The organism is Roseofilum sp. SBFL (genome assembly GCF_017746885.1).
GTDB lineage: Bacteria > Cyanobacteriota > Cyanobacteriia > Cyanobacteriales > Desertifilaceae > Roseofilum.
Genome location: NZ_JAGHZH010000093.1, coordinates 1 through 17729 on the forward strand (window position 1 = coordinate 1; position 17729 = coordinate 17729).

A 17729-nucleotide genomic window follows, 5' to 3' on the forward strand; every position below is an offset into this window, starting at 1 on the left:
CATTGAGGTGATGGAAGACCTCTTAGTTGAGCGGTGTTTGACCTTGGCTAATTCTATGCACGAGCCAGTTCGTCATCTGACTCAATTTCATTGGTGGCCAGTGTGACTTTCTCTTTCCCATACTATCCGGATTTGGGATCATTGGTAATCTGTAAACTATTCTTTGCTTAAAAGTCCCTATGCCCCCATTCCCTGATTCTCCCATGTCCTGCTCACCACTGAGGCCAACTTTCCACCGGTTGAGTAGACATCACCCGATGCATTCCCGCAGCCGCAAATCGTGCAAATGTAGCATTAGCTTGTTCTGTAAAATCGACGGCTCCAGGGACAACCACGGGGGAGGTACAATCTTCCAAAAGATAGACGTTTTGCGCCCATTGGGGATCGTGAGCTAGGATTTCCGTCAGTAGGTCAGAAACCGTCCAAGCCACACAATGACTTTTAGCTTGACCGGCAATAATCAGGCGATCGAAACTGAAGAGGGTATTGAGAAAGGACTCATTTTTAGAAGAGATCGCCTCCCCATTTACTCCTGTTAACACCTCCGCACGCAACACTGAATAATTCTCGGTTAAGGGATGATTGCCCTTTAAATCGAACAAGGTTTGGCTATGGCGCACCAAATTATGGAAAAAAATCGCCTCTTCCACTGAAGAAACCAAGGCATGACCAATGCCTCCTAACATGGAATGATAGGGCCAAACCGTCAGTGGATATTTGCCCTCATCGCTGAGAGTTTGCACATAATGCAAGGCATAGGCTTGTAGAGCTTCTCGATCGCCGCCCATAATAGACTGAGCTACAGCCGGATTCGCTTTCCAATGCCCTTCCCGAACTGCTTCTAAGGTAATGTTAGTTACCGCAGGGGTAGGATGCTCTCCAGCTTCATCGATCCAAAAGAGAGGATGGAAGATTTGCATCGCCGTGTGAGTATCGAGAGTAGGAGCGATCGCCGTCAGAGTTCCCAAGTTGCGATAAATAAACTCACACAAACGTTGGTTATCTTCCACCGCACCCTTTCCTGATGCACCACCAACAAATAACTCAAACTCTGGTAAACAAAAGGTATTTTGCACATCGATCGCCAAGAGACAAACCCGCAGGCGATCGTCAGATGCTGGCAAAATACCCTGCTCTTGCGCCCAATGTCTCGCCCGATCTGCCCGTTCCTGATAAGGGACTCGCCAAACTTCAGAGACTTTATCAGGGTTAAAAAAAGTAGGAATAGGATATTCAACCACGCTCAAAACTCCCAGAACTTAACACCAACTTGATTAAAATTTGGCACTGATCCCCAAATCCTCTTAAAATTCAGCTACACCCTCAAGAGATCTCTAGACCAGAATCCTCATATGACTGATTTCAGTTTAACCGGACTGCTCAGACTTGAACATTTCCCAAACCCGATCGCTTTTATTCCCTTACAACTGGGTATGATTGGCCTGGTGACCAGTTTGGGATTTGTGCTTTCTGCACTGATGTACTTTAAAGCCTATCGCATCGGTCGAGTACCGGTACTGATTAAACCTCAAGGTCGTTCCCAAAAACCGATTGATTTTTTCTGGTATCCGTATAAAGGCACGCCGAAATATAGTCAAGCCTATCAACAAGTGTATTGGGGATCGTTTTGTTTAGTTTCTTCCTTAATGTTACTGGTAGCAGCCGTTTCTCCTACAGCCTATGTGGGAGTGGCGATCCTGGTAATGATTGGGTGTATCGCTACTTTTATTAGCTTTGTACTGTTAAGTTCCGATTTAGCAGAAGTCGTGCTTTGGTCTACTGCCTTAGTTGCTCTACCCTTAGTCTTTATTCTGGTACAGTCTATAACCGGGCCCTCCGGTTTAGCCACATTAGCGGCTTTTATTTCCGGTGGATTAATCAGTATTCCTTTTTCCACCGCAGTCATGAAACGAGTGCGATCGCATCCTCGATTTTGGTGCAGCAGTTGCAAACGACCTTTGCAAACCCTGCACCCTCAAGATTTATTTGCCTATTTAACCGGATCGGAAAAACTAGCTCAAAAACAGGATCGGGTGATGTTTGAAGGTCTGGAATGCCCCTGCTGTAGCGATCCCACGGTTTATTCTGGCATTCATATTCGCGCCTATATCAAACTCCATCAACCCTCTTTACCGCTGCTTCCTCCAGCTCCCTCTACCGATCCGGGATGGAAAGTTTTGCTCAATCGGCTTCAGTACCAAGTGCAAGCTTGGGTGCGATCGCAACTCCCTCCCCCTACTTCTGCTCCCGTCAAGGGGAGAGCGATCGCACCCTCCTCTCGGAAGATAAATTCCTAACGTCAGTTGGGCTAAAGCTATCGCCTCAAAAGACTATAGCGCTTCGCGCTAAATAGGCAATAGGGAATAGCTTGTATTGCTTAGGGTCTAAGGCTTCAAGCTATACTTCATAGAAGAGAGAATCACTATAATAATAAATTACAGTAACTTGACGATACGAAGCATTGATATGACATGATTACCGCAAAACCCATTACCTTAAACCTAAAAACCGTTCATTTAAGTGATGAACAATTCTATCAACTCTGCCAAACCAACGAACAATATCAACTCGAACAAACAGCCCAAGGAGAACTTCTGATTATGTCTCCCGTTGGTAGCATCAATGGCAACCGAGAATCTGACTTAAACGGCCATGTTTGGTTATGGAATCGTCAAACTCAACTAGGGAAAGTCTTTAGCTCCTCCACCGTTTTTATCTTGCCCAATGGTGGCAAACGCTCCCCCGATGTCGCTTGGATAGCCAACGATCGCTGGGAAACCCTAACCTTAGAAGAACAAGAACAATTCGCTCCAATCTGTCCTGATTTTGTCATAGAATTGCGCTCTCGCACTGATTCCTTGACTCAACTGCAAGAGAAAATGCAGGAATACTTAGATGCTGGCTTAAAACTGGGTTGGCTTATCGACCCTCAAAACCAACAAGTCCAAATCTATCGCCCCAATCAACCCATAGAAACCGTGGGGTTACCCAGTATACTATCAGGAGAAACGATTCTACCTGAATTCACCCTAGAACTAGCCCGATTCTAAACCCTAAGTTCTGAGCTTTTCGTTACCCAGCATGGTCACTCTCAAAAAAAAGTGGCGATCGCACCGTACTATTCATTATTTTATGATCTCATGTCATGTCTTATCGTGAATTCACCTTAGCAAAAGTAAAACAAGACTTTGGCTTAATTACATTCGAGCAAAGCGATATTTTTGCTGAATCTCCAGAATTGACAGCGAGCGATCTACTGATCGATATTTTAAATTATAATCAGCCGATTGCCTTGGGCAGCAATAGCGAAAAAGCCCGTTCTGAATTAATTATTTCACCAATATTAGTAGATCTACGCCGGCAGCTAAAGGAGAAAATCAATCTGTTTTCTGGAGTTGATTTTACGGTGGATGATGCGCGAGGTCTCAATGGTATTTGCGACTTTATTATTACCCAATCTCCAGAGCTTCTAATTGTTACAACACCAGTTATTATTGTGGTGGAAGCGAAGAAAGAAAATATTAATGCAGGTTTAGGTCAATGTGCAGCAGCAATGGTAGCTGCTCAAATGTTTAATGCAACCCATGAATTAAGTCTAGAAGATTCGGCTGACTATATTAATACGATTTACGGTGCAGTAACGACGGGTAGTATTTGGCAATTCTTGAAATTAGATGAAAAACAACTGAGTATTGATTTAAGTGAGTATTATCTTAAAGATGTGAATAAAATTTTAGGTATTTTAGCAAGTGGTATTGCAGATGGGAATTGAATTATAGTTGATTCAATTAACACTGAGACACTCTAAGAGTGTCTACAATGACGGTATATGTAGGGGCGAAAAATTTTTCGCCCCTACAAAAATGTCTCACTGTTATTTGAATTGACTATATCTTAACTTACCCCTCTTCTGTCACTCTCCAGTTTCTTCTATAGAGGGATCGGCAGGCCCTACGGAGCAGACAGAGAGGATGTACGAAATACTTCTTCATTGCCAGCAAAAGCAACTAAATCAATCTGTAGCGGGCCTGCAGTATAGGTAGTTTCCAAGGCGATCGCTTGAATCGAGATTTGTGTCGGGTTTTCTTGAATTTTCTGCACAAAATCTATCAATGTCTCTGGTGAGCCATCTCCCACTTGTAAGCGGCTTTCTAAAATCCCGCCTCGACGGGCCCGAAAGCGACAAGACTCAATTAAAATTCCGATTTGTTCGAGTAATTCTTCTTCATTCATCGTTGCGCCATTTGCTCTTCCTGTGGCAATCACTTCTCCAGCCTCAAAAACCACTTGGTTTAATGCCACATCTGCAAAAAATTCCACATTCGATTCTCCGCGAATATAGTTGCCTGCGGATAACAGCCTGACTACATATTCTTGACCATCGGAAATTTGTTCTTGTAACTGTTCAACTTGTTCTGGAGTAACTTGAATGACCTGCTCATTTAGCTCTCCTGTTCCCGGTTTCACCTGTTCTCTAGCAAATTGATTGGCAATTTCCAATAACCGATTGACCGCTTGCACGGAACCTCGATCCTCAAGCACTTCTACCACCGCAGAAGCCAGAATTTGTCCTCGAAGTAAGGCTAAATTCCCTTGTCGTAAATCTTGGTAATCTTGGTAATATTGCTCAAAAATTCTCACTTGTCGCTCTAAGTATTTTTGTTGTTTTTCCAGTTCCTTTAATCGCCCCTCCCGCTCTTCAATCACTTGATTGCGATCCTCAATTTCCTTATTTTGATTCTCAATTTCCCGATCGCGCTCGGCAATTAGCTCATTGCGCTCGGCAATTTCTGCATCCCGTTGAGCAATTTGAGACCGAACCTCATCGCGCTGACGAATAAGTTCTTGCCGCTCTTCTCTTAATTGGTCCAATTCCGATCGTAGAGTTTCAGTTTGAACCGTGACTTTTTGCAGTCGATCTTGGGCGAGTTGAAATTTACCCATGATTTCCTGCAACTGGCCTTGGGTTTGCTCAAAATTATCTTGAATGTCTCGTAACTGGCCTTGGGTTTGCTCAAAGTTATTTTGAACTTCTTTTAACTGAGCTTGGGTTTTTTTCAGATTATCTTCCGTTGCCAACTTCTGAGTAATAACGGTCTGCAAACTAGCATTGAGATTATCTAAATTCTGCTCTACTAATTCCCGTTCTGCTCGTGCCTGAGCTAAGTCAATTTCAATTTGTGCCTTTTGAGCTTCAGTAGACTGGAGGTCTCGACGGGCTTGACGGAGTTTACGCTGGGTTTCATCATACTCAAAAATGCCTCGGCGCAAGGGCTGACTCATGGCGAACAGAATCCCTAGGGTAGATCCAGAAATCAAGGTTCCCGTAACAATCGTGACTAAAATGGCAGTTTGTCGGGGGCGAAGTTTAAACAAACTTAACCTGGCTTTACCCACTTTTGTACCTAGGCGATCGCCTAGGGTAGCGAGTAAACCCCCTAAAAATAAAATCGAGACAATCAGAATAATGCCAATAGTCATGGGTAGCTAGAAACGATCCAAGATTCAGATATAGCCTAGCCCATTGTTGTCAAAGCGATCGCCCAAAATACTAGAATTCATCCCTGAGTTCAATTTAAGCAAACTGTTGACTCAAAACTACCGGATTATGTACCGTAATCTTCTTCTTATGGATAGAAATCATTTTTTCGGCCCGTAAATCACCAAGCAAACGGGTTACTGTTACTCGCGTAGAACCGATCGCCTCGGCGATCGCTTGGTGAGACAGTTTCAGATCGATGGTAATCCCATCCTCCGCAGGAATACCAAAATCTCGGCACAAAATCAACAAAAAACTCACCAGTCGCGATCCCATATCCCGGTGGGCCAAAGTCTCAATCATCATCTCCGTTTGTAAGATCCGAGAAGAAAGACCTTGTAACATCACCATCGACAGATCTGGATTTTGTCTAATTGTCTTCTCTACCCGATCTATAGGCAGGGAAAGTAATTCCACTGGAGTAAACGCCACAGCATGGTAAAACCGATCTGAGCGATGGCCCGTAATCAAGGACAACACCCCAAAGACACTATTTTCTCGGAGCAGAGCCACGGTAATTTCTTCTCCAGCTTCATAAACCCTAGAGAGCTTAACCGCCCCTTTGAGCAGAAAATAAACCCGCTCGGCTGGATCGCCCGGAAAAAAGATCGTTTTACCACGCTCAAAGCTTTCCACCACTGGGGGAAAACCACCGCCACTGATTTGGCGAAACATAGCCGCTAGGGGTTTGTCATCACTGAGTATCATATTGCCTTACTTCTAATGTGTGACTGTGCGATCGCGATAGCATTGCGGAGCAATCTCGCTCTCCAACCAAGTGATCTGGTGAGCAGTCTATCACCTTCCACTATTGGCCTTAAAAGAAATTTAACGGAGTTTTTAACTAAAGCTGCTCTCTTCGTCAGGGATAGATAGGTATGAGTTTAACGAATCTGCGCCGGTTCGTGGAAAATTCGATGCAAAAAAATCTCTTCAACCCAGATCGGGCCGTCAGTCTGTATGAGATGATGCCAATAGACCCGACAAAGGAGCATTCTGCACCAAGGTGGGGTATCTCAGCTAGATTTTATCGACGATCAAACCATCATGCTCAACTTAACTGGAAAAAACGCGCTGATTTTGGGAGTTGCCAATAACCGCTCCATCGCTTGGGGAATTACGCAACAACTGCATCAAGCTGGAGCTAACTTAGGAATTACCTATTTGCCTGACGAAAAAGACCGCTACCGTAAAAAAGTTGAAGATTTAGTTTCGCCCCTCAATCCGAGTCTATTTCTGCCCTGTGATGTACAGAATGACGCTCAGGTGGCCGAGATGTTCGAGACGGTGAAAAAGGAATGGGGACATCTGGATATTCTGATTCATTCTTTAGCATTTGCGGGTAAAGACGAACTCAGTGGAGAGTTTAGCGACACGACACGGTCTGGTTTTCTCAAAGCGCTGGAAATTAGTACCTATTCTTTAACTCAGTTATGCGCTCAGGCTAAGTCCTGTATGGCTGAAGGCGGTTCTATTGTCACCCTGAGTTATTTGGGAGGAGTGAAGGTGATCCCCAATTACAATGTTATGGGTATCGCCAAATCCGGTTTAGAAATGAGTGTGCGCTATTTGGCTGCTGAGTTAGGGCCCCAAAATATTCGCGTCAATGCCATTTCTTCTGGCCCCATTCGCACCTTAGCTTCTTCAGCCGTTGGCGGCATTTTGGACATGATTAAGCATGTGGAAGCAATTGCTCCTCTCCGACGCACGGTGACGCAAACGGAAGTCGGAAATACAGCCGCTTTTCTCTGTAGCGATCTGGCAAGTGGAATTACAGGACAGGTTATTTATGTCGATGCCGGATATGAAATCATGGGCATGTGATGAGAGTTAATCGTTCATAGTTAGTAGATGTGTGTAGGTTGAGTTCGCTACGCTCCAGGCTAATGAACCCAACTTACACATGACAGAACTAGCATTATTTGGCTCGGTCTTGCGAGAAGATTTCGATCGCGATCGCAGCAGGAACATGGTTTACGGATAAAGATCAATCCTAGCTTGGTTTCCTAATTTGCCAGCACGTTTCCTGTCCGCGATCGCCCAAAGAACTGTATCATTGACTCATGTAGACGGAAATTCAGAGAACGATGGAAATCAGTGATAATGCGACCCATCGCACAGCTTCGGTTCATCGAATAACTGGGGAAACGGATGTTACAGTATGGTTGGATTTGGATGGTCAGGGCAAATGTAGTGCCAAAACGGGAATACCGTTTCTCGACCATATGCTGCATCAAATCTCATCCCATGGACTGATTGACCTAGAAGTAGAAGCTCAGGGAGATTGGGAGATTGACGATCATCATACCAATGAAGATGTGGGCATTACCCTCGGTCAAGCCTTGGCGAAAGCATTAGGAGATCGCAAGGGGATCGTCCGCTTTGGTCATTTTATTGCCCCTCTTGATGAAGCCCTCGTTCAAGTTTCCCTCGACTTTTCGGGACGACCCCATCTGAGTTACGGTTTATCTCTTCCCACAGAACGAGTGGGAACCTATGATACCCAACTGGTGCGCGAGTTCTTTGTTGCGGTGGTCAACCATTCCCAAATGACCCTCCATATCCGTCAACTCGATGGCATCAACTCCCATCATATTATTGAAGCTACCTTTAAGGCTTTTGCCCGTTCCATGAGAAAGGCTCTGGAAATCGATCCTCGGCGAGCGAGTACAATTCCCAGCTCTAAGGGCGTATTGTAGTCGAAAGGGATAATTATTCATTCACCGAATCGCCAAATCGTGATTTTAGTGCGATCGCGTCCGATAATAGTGTCTGGTGAGTTATTTTGAAATCCTACAATCATGCCTAGAACTCCAGATGAATATGCCGTCCATTTACTCATGAGTGGAGGACACCGAGAAGTGGTACGCTTTCCGACCATTAAAGACTTTCAGAAGTGGTACGCTGCCGAAGTAGTGCAGAAAAAAGACAGTGATGACTTTGTCAGTGTACCCATGAAAACAACAGAAGGGGAATATATGGTCATTCGTCCTAACAGCATCCTAGCAATCCGGGTAGAACCCGTGTATACCAGCAGTATAGATCGAACTCCTATGGATGATTAACACTCTCTATGAAACCCCTCGTCACCTCCCTAATTTTAGCGGCTGGACTCAGTTGGATGCCTCCACTTTGGGGGCAAACTCCCTTACCCTCCCCTGCGGGTGATGTACTAGAAGTCACCCAGAGCGTAGAGAGTAATCTAGGTTGGGACGATCGCCTGTTTGGCCCTTCTGGAGATAAGAGAGCGCTCTTGAGGGCCATTGATTATAGTTTGCAGTATTTGCAAACCCCCAAGGCGATCGAAGACTATACCCAATTAAACCATCCAGACATTACCCGCGATCGCGTCCGTCGGTCTTTGATTCGCTTTCGCCAGCTTCTGGTGGCTTCCCGCAGCGAGGCAGAACTCCAGAGAGCAGTAAAGCGCGAGTTTACCTGGTATCAGTCCGTGGGCAATGACGGCCAAGGAACCGTCGGGTTTACCGGCTATTTTGAACCCACCTACGCTGGAAGTCTCACCCGAACCGCCGAATATCGGTATCCCCTTTATGCTCGTCCCAGCGACTTTGAAGACTGGAGTAAACCCCATCCTACTCGTGGCGAACTCGAAGGAGAAAATGGCCTAGGGTGGCAAAGTCCCCTGAGAGGAACAGAAATTGTTTGGCTTGGCGATCGCCTGGAAGCCTTTTTAGTCCATGTTCAGGGTTCTGCCCAGATCCAACTCCCCAATGGCCAGGTCATAACCGTCGGGTATGCTGGGAAAACCGATCATCCCTATACCAGTATTGGCAAAGAATTGGTGAATGCCGGCCTATTTTCCCTAGAGTCGTTGACGCTACCGAAACTCATCGACTATTTCCACCAGTTCCCCGAACAGATGAACGAGTATTTACCCCGCAATCAAAGTTTTATCTTTTTTAAGGAAACCCAGGGACAAGCGGCGACCGGAAATTTAAGCGTTCCGGTAACAGCTTGGCGATCTATTGCCACCGATAAATCAATTATGCCTCCAGGCGCTCTAGCTCTCATTCATGCTCCCCTTCCCGAACCCAATGCACTCGGACATCTAGAACCCACTCTAGTGAGTCGGTTTGTCCTCGATCAAGATACCGGAAGTGCCATTAAAGGAGCTGGACGGGTGGATGTATTTATGGGGACAGGACGCGAAGCCGGCGATCGAGCTGGGTTAACCAACTCCAACGGAGAGCTTTATTACCTGCTCCTGAAGCGATAGGATAGAAAACACACCGTTATCATCATACTCTTAACAAGGAGAACATAAACCCATGGTAGAACCCCTAATTTCCGGTATCGTGCTGGGCTTAATTCCCATTACTCTCGCTGGCTTGTTTGTAGCTGCCTATCTTCAATACAAACGAGGCAATCAACTGGGTTAGATCCAGATATTAGATTCAAATAAGAGCAATCAGTAGGTTGGAGGAAGTAATCGCTAACCCAACCTACTGCTTTGACCGAACTAAAGTCATGTATCATAATAACCTTTGAGCGGCTTTCTCACTCCTTGAGAATCCACTGACGCGCTTGTTCTTGTTCGGACAAACCAAAACAGGTCACTTCTAAGGAAGGAAACAAGCGGCGAGCTAAAGGCAGTAAAGACTGAATCCACTTAGCATCACAAACCACAGCTTTTTTATCAAAATCCTTGAAGTGATTAAAGCCAATTTTCAAATCTTCTAGCAAGGCATCAGGGGTAATCCATCCCAATTGCTTGACTTCCACATAGGCTTGCAAACGGGGAGAGTGTTGCAGTTTCTCTTCAATCGCTTGACTGATTTTTTCGATGTCCTCGCGCTCAATTTTACCTTCAATACTCACCGCAACGACTGAAGGACGATCCAAAGCAATTAACGTAAGCATCACCAGGTTCCTCCCATGCTGGGTCTCTTCCCTAAGTATAGCAACTTTGACTCGGCAATGAAAAACCGCCTCCTCCTAAGGGGAAGCGGCTAGTTCTAGGATAAGGTTATCATACAGCAGTTTGGACAGGTATGTGGTAGATGGCGATCCCCCCCAACCCCTATTCTCGACTCTGAAATGGATGAACACGGGGATGCATAAAGGGGGTATCATGACCGCACCAAGTGCTGTAATCCTAATCTGTAATATCTAACTGGGCAATGGATTCAACCGCAGGGGTGGAAGCTTGCAACAGGGGAGTATTGATGACTGCATCATTCGCTAGAGTAAATAATGGATTGGAGAAAATACCACCTAGGGAAGTTACTAATAGGGAAACAATTAAACCGACTTGCAATGGACGTAATCCGGGGATATTCCATTGAATTTCGGGATAATTTTCTACAGATTCCGACATTTCATGGGGTTCTTTAACCACCATCATTTTGACAACGCGGATATAGTAGTAAATGGAAACAACACTGGTGATTAATCCGAGTAAGACAAGGGTATACAAACCGGCTTGCCAACCTGCCCAGAAGAGATAAATTTTGCCGAAGAAACCAACTAGAGGAGGAATACCACCGAGAGATAATAGGCACAGGCTTAATCCGAGGGTGAGTAGGGGATCTTTTTGGTATAAACCGGCATATTCACTAATTTGATCGGTTCCGGTTCGCAGAGAGAATAGGATCACGCAAGTAAAGCCGCCCAGGTTCATGAAGAGGTAAACCAGGAGATAGAAAATCATGCTGGCATATCCGGCTTCAGTTCCGGCGAGGAAACCAATCATCACAAAACCCGCTTGAGCGATGGAGGAGTAGGCTAACAGCCGTTTCATGCTGGTTTGGGCGAGGGCGACAACGTTTCCTAAGACGAGGCTGAAGATGGCAAGGGCGGTAAAGACAAAGTGCCATTGCTCGGAGACGGAGGGGAAAGCGGTGACGAGGAGGCGAATGGCGAGGGCAAAGCCAGCCGCTTTTGAGCCAACGGAGAGAAAGGCAACGACGGGGGTGGGGGAGCCTTCATAAACATCGGGAGTCCATTGGTGGAAGGGGACGGCGGAGATTTTGAAGGCGATACCGGCGATAATGAAGACGAGGGCAATGACAAGACCGATCGCCGGACTGTTGGGATTTTGCGCAAAGCTTTTGGCAATTTCCCCTAATTGGGTTTCTCCACCGGATAAGCCATAGAGTAAGGAACTCCCATAAAGAAATACGGCAGAACTTGAGGCTCCAATTAACAGATATTTTAAGGCCGCTTCATTGGAGCGGGGGTCACGTTTCATATATCCCGTCAGCAAATAGGACGCAATACTGAGGGTTTCTAGGGAGACGAAGATCGTGACTAATTCATCTGCTCCAGAGAGGAACATCCCCCCAATGGTAGCGGTGAGCAGAATCATCAGAAATTCGCCTAAAGCGGTTCCTGTTTCTTGGACGTAGGTGATGGACATGAGGATGGTGAGCGCCGCAGAGAGGGCAATCGTGCCCCGAAAGACCATACTTAGGGCATCACTGTTAAATCCGCCAAAGAAGGCGACTGGGTTGGTGAGGTCCCATTGGAGAACGAGAGCGCCAATGGAGGCTAACAATCCGGCGATCGCGATATAGGGAGTCCAGTTTGAGGCGTTGCGCCCACCGATTAGGTCTGTAATCACTACGACCAATAAGGTTAGAATAACAATTCCCTCTGGTAATATGGCTCCAGCATTAAGCTGGGCAGCAAGGTTGGTAACATCCATAGGTTGTTTTGAGTTGAGCTATGCATCTGGCGACGTAACATTTCCGCATTATACAGCGCTTCGTGCTAGGGAAAAGGCAAAGGGAAAGCCTTAGAAATCAATTGTTCTGGATATATCGGTGTGGGTTTGGCTGCCTATTGCTCGCAGTATGGATGGGAAAAATGCCAGTAGTTTTGCAATTGCTCTAGATTGGGCGATCTAAATTTTGGGTCTAGAACTCGGACAAAGGGCGATCTCTCTACATCGGTGACCACTCTTGAAGCCTTGAAGAAAAAAAAAGTCCTAAGGATCGTTACCCCCAGGACTCTCAAACCTTTATTCTGGGATCTAGTATAACAGGTCTGTCAATCAATTGGACTTTGACTTGACCCATGTTACTCTTTACTCTTTAATGGATTCTTTCTCGCCAATAAGCCAAGACTTCAGTTGCATTAAATCCACGATATTGCAAATAGCGGTAGACTTTGGCTTGGGTTTGAGGATCGAGGTTAGCCCAATCAGTAATTTTATATTTGCGTTCTACCTTAGTTTGTAAGTCTTGGGTTTCGGCTAAAGTGTCTGGGGGTTCGGGTTGTTCATCCCAAGCCTGTTCAAAGGTTTCTGAGGAAATACCTTTGCTTAAGCATTTGCGACGAAGGGCAGCTTTACCATATTTTCCTTTGCCGCTTTGAATCAGGGTACTGGCTAATCGACGATCGGATTGATACCCTAAACTCTGTAAGTGGGCGATTGTCTCCGCAATTTCCTCAAGGGAAAAGCCCTTTTCCTGAGCCTTCTTTTCCAGTTCTTTAACGCTATAATCGCGGCGCGAAAGGAGAAGATTGAAGTAAGTCTGACAAGTCATAGTGGCACAAAAGTAGAGAAAGAAAGGGTTGAAAATTAATCGATCCAGGGTATAAGGCTCAGTTCTTGACGAATCCGACCGATTATTGCTCTAATAACAAGTACGATCCTCGGTAAAAGCTTATGACTTCTTTACCTTATACACCTCCTCCCCGAAAGCCGGCAAAGCCTTCTGAATCCACGCAGAGCCAAACCGCCAGCCCAATGGCTTCTCAGAAGTATTCGCCATCTGTACCGATTTCAGTGTATCGGGATTTAGCCAGTGAGGTGAAAGAAAAGCAAGTAATGCTGGAGAGTCTAAAACAACAGAATCAACAACTGATTCAACAAAATCAACAGTTACGGGGAGAAATTGAGCAGTTGGTTAGATCGGTGGTACGTCTGCAACAGATTGCCCATGCCTATGAGCCAAGTATACCAGTTGCGCCCCCTCCCCCAGCTCCTCAAGAAGCCTTTACCCCGGAACCGAAGTTTACGCCAGAGCCGAAAGTGGATTCAACTCTTCCACCCCCACCAGAACCCGAAGATCGTGATTCTCCTGTTGATTTACCTCCGCCTCCAGAGGATTTACCGTTGTTTAGTGAGGAGCAGCAACGCCCCTATCCCCATCCTAGCGCTCCAGAACGCTCATCGGATCTCAATGGTGTGGGTTTGGCGATCGCCATCTTTGCTATTGCGGGTATGGCAGCAACAGCAAGCTTTCTGATTGTGCGTCCCTTGATTCACCAAGGCAATCCGAAGTAAATTTCGTAAAACAGGTAACAAAATTCTATTGCCAACGGGTGATAGTAAAATGCAGTCCTAGTCCAGTCTATTTGATTAACGAACCCTTAAGGAGTTAAAACGTTGAAAAAAATTCAAGCAATTATCCGTCCATTCAAACTGGATGAAGTTAAAATTGCCTTAGTCAATGCTGGTATCGTGGGGATGACGGTTTCTGAAGTTCGGGGTTTCGGACGGCAGAAGGGTCAAACCGAGCGCTATCGGGGTTCTGAATACACGGTTGAGTTTCTGCAAAAACTCTCGTTAGAAGTGGTGGTTGAGGATGCTCAAGTGGATATTGTCGTTGATAAGATCATCAGCGCTGCTCGTACAGGTGAAATCGGAGACGGAAAAATCTTTATTTCTCCTGTGGAAAGGGTGGTTCGGATCAGAACGGGAGAGTCTAATTTAGAGGCAATCTAAGCTCTAATCTCAGAGAGTAACCGCAGTTGGCTAGTTGGTGAGGATTTTCATGGATCTAGTTACATAATAGGTGATACTAGCCTTATCCTCACCTAGAGGTCTACCGCTCAATGGCTTCTAGATAACATCTTACGAAACTTCTCACTACTAACACTCAGGCATCGCGCTCAGGGAAAATTGCTCTGGGCGCTTAGTGTTTAGTTTTCGGGTTAATGGTTTACTGCCATAGCTGTTGAAATGGGGGTAAAAAGAGTTTAAAGGCTTCCCCTCGATGGGAAAGGTGATGTTTCATCTCTGGGGTAAATTCGGCAAAGGTACGTTGATGTTGGGGGAGATAGAAAATTGGATCGTAGCCAAAGCCAGCATTTCCTCTGGGAGCATGGAGAATTTCGCCGGGACAAATGCCTTCACTACTGAGGATAATGTTTCCAGAGGGATCGGCAAGGGCGATCGCACAAACAAAGTGAGCGCGGCGATTCTCTTCATTGGCTAATTCCTTGAGAACTCGTTCAATCCGTTCGGTATCCGTATTGCCATAACGAGCGGAATAAATGCCCGGAGCGCCGTTCAGAGCATCAATGGCGAGTCCAGAGTCATCGGCGATCGCCCATTCTCCGGTTGCTTTAGCCACTTCTGAAGCCTTTAAGCAAGCATTTTCTACAAAGGTATCCCCCGTTTCTTCAACGTCTAATTCTGGGGGTTTGGGCAGAAAGTGGATATCTAACCCCACAAAATAGGCTTTGATTTCTTCTAATTTACCGGGGTTGCCTGTGGCGACGACCAAAGATTTCATGGAACAGTTATAGATAGGGAACCAGAAACACTTGCAAGTGTGGCACTGGCGAGTGTTTCTACTCCATTATTCTAATTCATCGGGATCGATGCCCAGTTCCCGTAAGCGATCGGCTAATTTTTCTGCCCGTTGGCGCTCGCTCAGAGCTTCTTGCTCTAGGGTTTTGAGTTTCTCTTGCTCGGCTTTAATCAAGCCTTCTACTAGGGGAGGATTGAGCAGTTCTTGCACAGATAAAACGAGGTCTTGAAACTGAGGAGATACCACTGTGTCCGTTTCTTTAAAGTCAGTATACTCATATCCTTCTTCATTGGTCGGATTGGTAAACACGCGCACCTGTTTCTTTTTGGGGTCAATAATCCAATATTCCGCAATTTCTGCTAGTTCGTATTCATTGCGTTTAACCACATAATCATCCCGACGATTGGTGCTAACCACTTCCACCACCAAGATTGGTTTTTCCGCAAAGTCTAATACTCCTGCCCCTCCTCGATCGCCCACTTGTTCCCAAAGAGCTTGCTCGCAGACGAGAGCATCGGGAATGCGGGACGTTTTTTCTTCAGTCCTCACACCAACTATGGTTTTGGCAACGAAAGATAAATTCTGGTTAGCAAAGTAGTGCTGGAGTTGATAGACCAAAAACTCGCAGATTTGACAATGCTTGAGGGTGGGTGTATTCATGGGGATCAGTTTTCCTCGGTATAATTCCTGGAGAATATCTGGTTCGCCTTCATACTCTAGATACTCCTCGAAGGTGAATAGATGCTCTTGAGTTTCTTGGGGCTGGGGAGCGATCGCTTGGGTTTCTGGAATCGTTGCTTGAGTCATCAGGTGAGACCTCGATCGTGCGTTATCAGTAAATTCTAGCCAAAATGCAGTTAACGCTACTCTAAAAGGAGACAAGGAGCTTCAAGCCCCTTGTCTGAGTCAAGCGTTATCAAGAAGGGGCACTTAAGTGAAGGTATTTGCCCAATCTTTAATCCAATTTAAGGTGTCATGGACGTTTTCTAGGGTGGCGGCTTCACAATAAAGACGTAAAACAGGTTCGGTTCCGCTAAAACGAACGAGGAGCCAACTGCCATCGGCTAATCGGAATTTGTAACCATCAATGGTATTGCAGTCGGTAACAGCTTTACCCGCAATTTTGGTGAGGGGATTGGTTTCTAATTCTTGTACAAGACGCGATCGCACTTCCATGCTGGCTAAGGGGAGATCGATGCGATCGTACATGGAGGAAAATCCGGTTTTTTCTTGCAGTTGACTATATAGATAGCCAAGATTTTGCCCCGATTGCACCACGGCTTCGAGAACATAGAGGGCGGAAAGCAGGGCATCCCGTTCGGGAATATGGGTGTTATAGCCAACACCACCGGATTCTTCCCCGCCAATGAGGACGGAATTCTCTAACATGCGATCGGCAATATATTTATACCCGATCGCCGTTTCATGGACGGATAAGTTATACAGTTGTGCCACTTTGGGCATTAAATCTGAGCCACTGATGGTTTTAACAACTTCTCCTGTGAACCCCCGTCGGGTAGCTAAATGTTCGATCAGAACAGGAATCAGAATTTGGGTACTCATGTATGTGCCATCTTTATCTATGGCAGCGATGCGATCGCTATCGCCATCAAAGACTAAACCGGTGACTAAGTCTGAACTTTTTCCAGAGGTGGAAAAGTTCTTCATATCCTCTAATAATTGAGGTAAATATTTGGGCAGAGGTTCGGGCGCACCGCCATCAAACAGGGGGTCGCGATCGCTATTTAACTCTCGAATATCGACCCCTAAAATTTGCGCCAATCCTCCTCCGGCTGCTCCATGCATGACATCGGCAAACACGGTTAATTTACCTTGGATAATGGCGGATTGAATGGCTCCAATATCGACTTTAGAACGTAAAATCTCACAATAGGAAGGCCAAGGATCAAACGACTCTAGGGTTCCCGGTTTTAGAGCAGGGGGGAGGGTTTGGCCGAGTTTCGCTTCTATTTTTTGGGTGACTTCTGGGGAGACAGAACCGCCAAAGGCTCCTTTCACTTTTAAGCCGAGATATTTACCGGGGTTATGGGAAGCTGTCATGACAATTGCACCGAGGGCACCTTTTTCTTTCGCTGCCCAACTGAAGGCGGGGGTTGGGGCGTAAGTATTCGCGAGCAGCACATTAAAACCCGCATTTTGAATGGCTTCAGCAGCAACTTGGGCAAATTCTTCCGCTAAAAACCGGCGATCGTGGCCCACGATTACGGTACGATTGCTGCGATCGCCATAAACTTCTTCTAAAATCTGGGCGGCGATCGGGGCAACTTCAGCCACCCGTTCCATGGTGAAATCTGCCGCAATTACCCCTCGCCAGCCATCTGTACCGAATTTAATGGGGTTTTTAAAAGACGTTACTGCCATAAGTGCTGCCTCTTTCCATAAATACTCACTTCTTGAGTTTACCCCCAATTTTCAGCCGGTCTACTGTCTATAAAAATATCGATATAGCGCTTCATGCTAGGCAATAGCTTGTATGGCTTAGAGTCTAAGGCTTCAAGCCGTACCTCATACAAGAGAGAAACACTATATCCCTCTTCTATCACTCTAGGCAGAGGAAAATAAGAAATCAGGCTCAAGGGAGAGAGGAAAGAGGGCAAGACCAGCAAGATTAATCAAGGAAATTAATCGTGGGAACCCCAAAGATAAGTGACCAATAGGAAAGA

The 17729-nt window shown here is 45.9% G+C and carries 19 protein-coding genes; 10 read left to right on the plus strand and 9 right to left on the minus strand.

All coding sequences use genetic code 11. The features are described from left to right. Nucleotides 1–212 precede the first annotated feature (212 nt). Nucleotides 213–1241: an isochorismatase gene (locus tag J7545_RS10400; RefSeq protein ID WP_318700288.1), complete on the minus strand. Its 1029-nt coding sequence runs from the start codon at nucleotides 1239–1241 to the stop codon at nucleotides 213–215. A 111-nt stretch (nucleotides 1242–1352) separates the two neighbouring features. On the opposite strand from J7545_RS10400, the gene J7545_RS10405 reads away from it, so the two are divergent. The 3 genes from J7545_RS10405 to J7545_RS10415 all read left to right on the plus strand — a co-directional run bounded on the left by J7545_RS10405 (nucleotide 1353) and on the right by J7545_RS10415 (nucleotide 3772). Next, nucleotides 1353–2297 (plus strand): hypothetical protein, encoded by a 945-nt coding sequence (locus tag J7545_RS10405; protein WP_318700287.1) that lies wholly within the window; start codon nucleotides 1353–1355, stop codon nucleotides 2295–2297. A gap of 174 nt (nucleotides 2298–2471) precedes the next feature. Continuing rightward, on the plus strand, nucleotides 2472–3050 hold the full coding sequence (locus tag J7545_RS10410; RefSeq protein ID WP_318700286.1) for a Uma2 family endonuclease: 579 nt from the start codon (nucleotides 2472–2474) through the stop codon (nucleotides 3048–3050). Between the two features lie 95 nt (nucleotides 3051–3145). Then, the gene (locus J7545_RS10415; RefSeq protein ID WP_318700285.1) at nucleotides 3146–3772 is read left to right on the plus strand and encodes a hypothetical protein; all 627 of its coding nucleotides are present in this window, start codon (nucleotides 3146–3148) and stop codon (nucleotides 3770–3772) included. Nucleotides 3773–3951: 179 nt separating this feature from the next. Here J7545_RS10415 and J7545_RS10420 read toward each other — a convergent pair whose 3' ends face one another. Together J7545_RS10420 and ntcA are read right to left on the minus strand one after the other, a co-directional pair. Next, nucleotides 3952–5481 carry a DUF3084 domain-containing protein gene (locus J7545_RS10420; protein WP_318700284.1) on the minus strand — a complete coding sequence of 510 codons (1530 nt, stop codon included), beginning with the start codon at nucleotides 5479–5481 and terminating at the stop codon, nucleotides 3952–3954. A 94-nt stretch (nucleotides 5482–5575) separates the two neighbouring features. Further along, a complete protein-coding gene (ntcA, locus tag J7545_RS10425) occupies nucleotides 5576–6247 on the minus strand; it encodes a global nitrogen regulator NtcA (RefSeq protein WP_271938669.1) in 672 nt (223 codons plus the stop codon). A gap of 339 nt (nucleotides 6248–6586) precedes the next feature. Here ntcA and fabI point away from each other — a divergent pair, with 339 nt between their 5' ends. The 5 genes from fabI to petG all read left to right on the plus strand — a co-directional run bounded on the left by fabI (nucleotide 6587) and on the right by petG (nucleotide 9939). Beyond that, nucleotides 6587–7363: an enoyl-ACP reductase FabI gene (fabI, locus tag J7545_RS10430; protein ID WP_318700283.1), complete on the plus strand. Its 777-nt coding sequence runs from the start codon at nucleotides 6587–6589 to the stop codon at nucleotides 7361–7363. Between the two features lie 263 nt (nucleotides 7364–7626). After that, nucleotides 7627–8238 (plus strand): imidazoleglycerol-phosphate dehydratase HisB, encoded by a 612-nt coding sequence (gene hisB, locus J7545_RS10435; protein ID WP_318700282.1) that lies wholly within the window; start codon nucleotides 7627–7629, stop codon nucleotides 8236–8238. Nucleotides 8239–8340: 102 nt separating this feature from the next. Beyond that, on the plus strand, nucleotides 8341–8604 hold the full coding sequence (locus tag J7545_RS10440) for a hypothetical protein (RefSeq protein WP_283752264.1): 264 nt from the start codon (nucleotides 8341–8343) through the stop codon (nucleotides 8602–8604). Between the two features lie 8 nt (nucleotides 8605–8612). Further along, entirely contained in the window at nucleotides 8613–9776 is a 1164-nt protein-coding gene (locus J7545_RS10445; RefSeq protein ID WP_318719531.1) for a murein transglycosylase A, read from the plus strand. 52 nt (nucleotides 9777–9828) lie between these two features. Continuing rightward, nucleotides 9829–9939, plus strand: a complete 111-nt coding sequence (gene petG, locus J7545_RS10450; protein WP_271938657.1) for a cytochrome b6-f complex subunit V — start codon at nucleotides 9829–9831, stop codon at nucleotides 9937–9939. Nucleotides 9940–10057: 118 nt separating this feature from the next. On the opposite strand, the gene J7545_RS10455 is transcribed toward petG, so the two are convergent. The 3 genes from J7545_RS10455 to J7545_RS10465 all read right to left on the minus strand — a co-directional run bounded on the left by J7545_RS10455 (nucleotide 10058) and on the right by J7545_RS10465 (nucleotide 13050). Next, on the minus strand, nucleotides 10058–10420 hold the full coding sequence (locus tag J7545_RS10455; protein WP_318701998.1) for an STAS/SEC14 domain-containing protein: 363 nt from the start codon (nucleotides 10418–10420) through the stop codon (nucleotides 10058–10060). A 235-nt stretch (nucleotides 10421–10655) separates the two neighbouring features. Continuing rightward, a complete protein-coding gene (locus tag J7545_RS10460) occupies nucleotides 10656–12206 on the minus strand; it encodes an NAD(P)H-quinone oxidoreductase subunit N (protein ID WP_318701991.1) in 1551 nt (516 codons plus the stop codon). Nucleotides 12207–12594: 388 nt separating this feature from the next. Next, on the minus strand, nucleotides 12595–13050 hold the full coding sequence (locus J7545_RS10465; RefSeq protein ID WP_318701992.1) for a regulatory protein RecX: 456 nt from the start codon (nucleotides 13048–13050) through the stop codon (nucleotides 12595–12597). A 122-nt stretch (nucleotides 13051–13172) separates the two neighbouring features. Here J7545_RS10465 and J7545_RS10470 point away from each other — a divergent pair, with 122 nt between their 5' ends. Then, nucleotides 13173–13793 (plus strand): hypothetical protein, encoded by a 621-nt coding sequence (locus tag J7545_RS10470; RefSeq protein ID WP_318701993.1) that lies wholly within the window; start codon nucleotides 13173–13175, stop codon nucleotides 13791–13793. Nucleotides 13794–13895: 102 nt separating this feature from the next. Beyond that, nucleotides 13896–14234 (plus strand): P-II family nitrogen regulator, encoded by a 339-nt coding sequence (locus tag J7545_RS10475; RefSeq protein WP_318701994.1) that lies wholly within the window; start codon nucleotides 13896–13898, stop codon nucleotides 14232–14234. Between the two features lie 217 nt (nucleotides 14235–14451). Here the strand turns inward: J7545_RS10475 and rdgB are convergent, their stop codons facing one another. The 3 genes from rdgB to J7545_RS10490 all read right to left on the minus strand — a co-directional run bounded on the left by rdgB (nucleotide 14452) and on the right by J7545_RS10490 (nucleotide 17427). Then, nucleotides 14452–15027, minus strand: coding sequence for an RdgB/HAM1 family non-canonical purine NTP pyrophosphatase (gene rdgB / locus J7545_RS10480; protein WP_318701995.1), 576 nt, complete (start codon nucleotides 15025–15027; stop codon nucleotides 14452–14454). Nucleotides 15028–15093: 66 nt separating this feature from the next. Beyond that, entirely contained in the window at nucleotides 15094–15852 is a 759-nt protein-coding gene (locus J7545_RS10485) for a Uma2 family endonuclease (protein ID WP_318701996.1), read from the minus strand. Nucleotides 15853–15975: 123 nt separating this feature from the next. After that, nucleotides 15976–17427: a phosphoglucomutase/phosphomannomutase family protein gene (locus J7545_RS10490; RefSeq protein WP_318701997.1), complete on the minus strand. Its 1452-nt coding sequence runs from the start codon at nucleotides 17425–17427 to the stop codon at nucleotides 15976–15978. Nucleotides 17428–17729 lie beyond the last annotated feature (302 nt).

Excerpts from the sequence above, each read along its gene's own strand:
- J7545_RS10470 (WP_318701993.1), top strand. The coding sequence starts at position 13,173 with ATGACTTCTTTACCTTATACACCTCCTCCCCGAAAGCCGGCAAAGCCT.
- J7545_RS10460 (WP_318701991.1), bottom strand. The coding sequence starts at position 12,206 with ATGGATGTTACCAACCTTGCTGCCCAGCTTAATGCTGGAGCCATATTA.
- J7545_RS10445 (WP_318719531.1), top strand. The coding sequence starts at position 8,613 with ATGAAACCCCTCGTCACCTCCCTAATTTTAGCGGCTGGACTCAGTTGG.
- ntcA (WP_271938669.1), bottom strand. The coding sequence starts at position 6,247 with ATGATACTCAGTGATGACAAACCCCTAGCGGCTATGTTTCGCCAAATC.
- J7545_RS10420 (WP_318700284.1), bottom strand. The coding sequence starts at position 5,481 with ATGACTATTGGCATTATTCTGATTGTCTCGATTTTATTTTTAGGGGGT.
- J7545_RS10465 (WP_318701992.1), bottom strand. The coding sequence starts at position 13,050 with ATGACTTGTCAGACTTACTTCAATCTTCTCCTTTCGCGCCGCGATTAT.
- hisB (WP_318700282.1), top strand. The coding sequence starts at position 7,627 with ATGGAAATCAGTGATAATGCGACCCATCGCACAGCTTCGGTTCATCGA.
- J7545_RS10455 (WP_318701998.1), bottom strand. The coding sequence starts at position 10,420 with ATGCTTACGTTAATTGCTTTGGATCGTCCTTCAGTCGTTGCGGTGAGT.
- J7545_RS10405 (WP_318700287.1), top strand. The coding sequence starts at position 1,353 with ATGACTGATTTCAGTTTAACCGGACTGCTCAGACTTGAACATTTCCCA.
- J7545_RS10490 (WP_318701997.1), bottom strand. The coding sequence starts at position 17,427 with ATGGCAGTAACGTCTTTTAAAAACCCCATTAAATTCGGTACAGATGGC.
- fabI (WP_318700283.1), top strand. The coding sequence starts at position 6,587 with ATGCTCAACTTAACTGGAAAAAACGCGCTGATTTTGGGAGTTGCCAAT.
- J7545_RS10410 (WP_318700286.1), top strand. The coding sequence starts at position 2,472 with ATGATTACCGCAAAACCCATTACCTTAAACCTAAAAACCGTTCATTTA.
- J7545_RS10415 (WP_318700285.1), top strand. The coding sequence starts at position 3,146 with ATGTCTTATCGTGAATTCACCTTAGCAAAAGTAAAACAAGACTTTGGC.
- petG (WP_271938657.1), top strand. The coding sequence starts at position 9,829 with ATGGTAGAACCCCTAATTTCCGGTATCGTGCTGGGCTTAATTCCCATT.
- J7545_RS10440 (WP_283752264.1), top strand. The coding sequence starts at position 8,341 with ATGCCTAGAACTCCAGATGAATATGCCGTCCATTTACTCATGAGTGGA.
- J7545_RS10485 (WP_318701996.1), bottom strand. The coding sequence starts at position 15,852 with ATGACTCAAGCAACGATTCCAGAAACCCAAGCGATCGCTCCCCAGCCC.
- rdgB (WP_318701995.1), bottom strand. The coding sequence starts at position 15,027 with ATGAAATCTTTGGTCGTCGCCACAGGCAACCCCGGTAAATTAGAAGAA.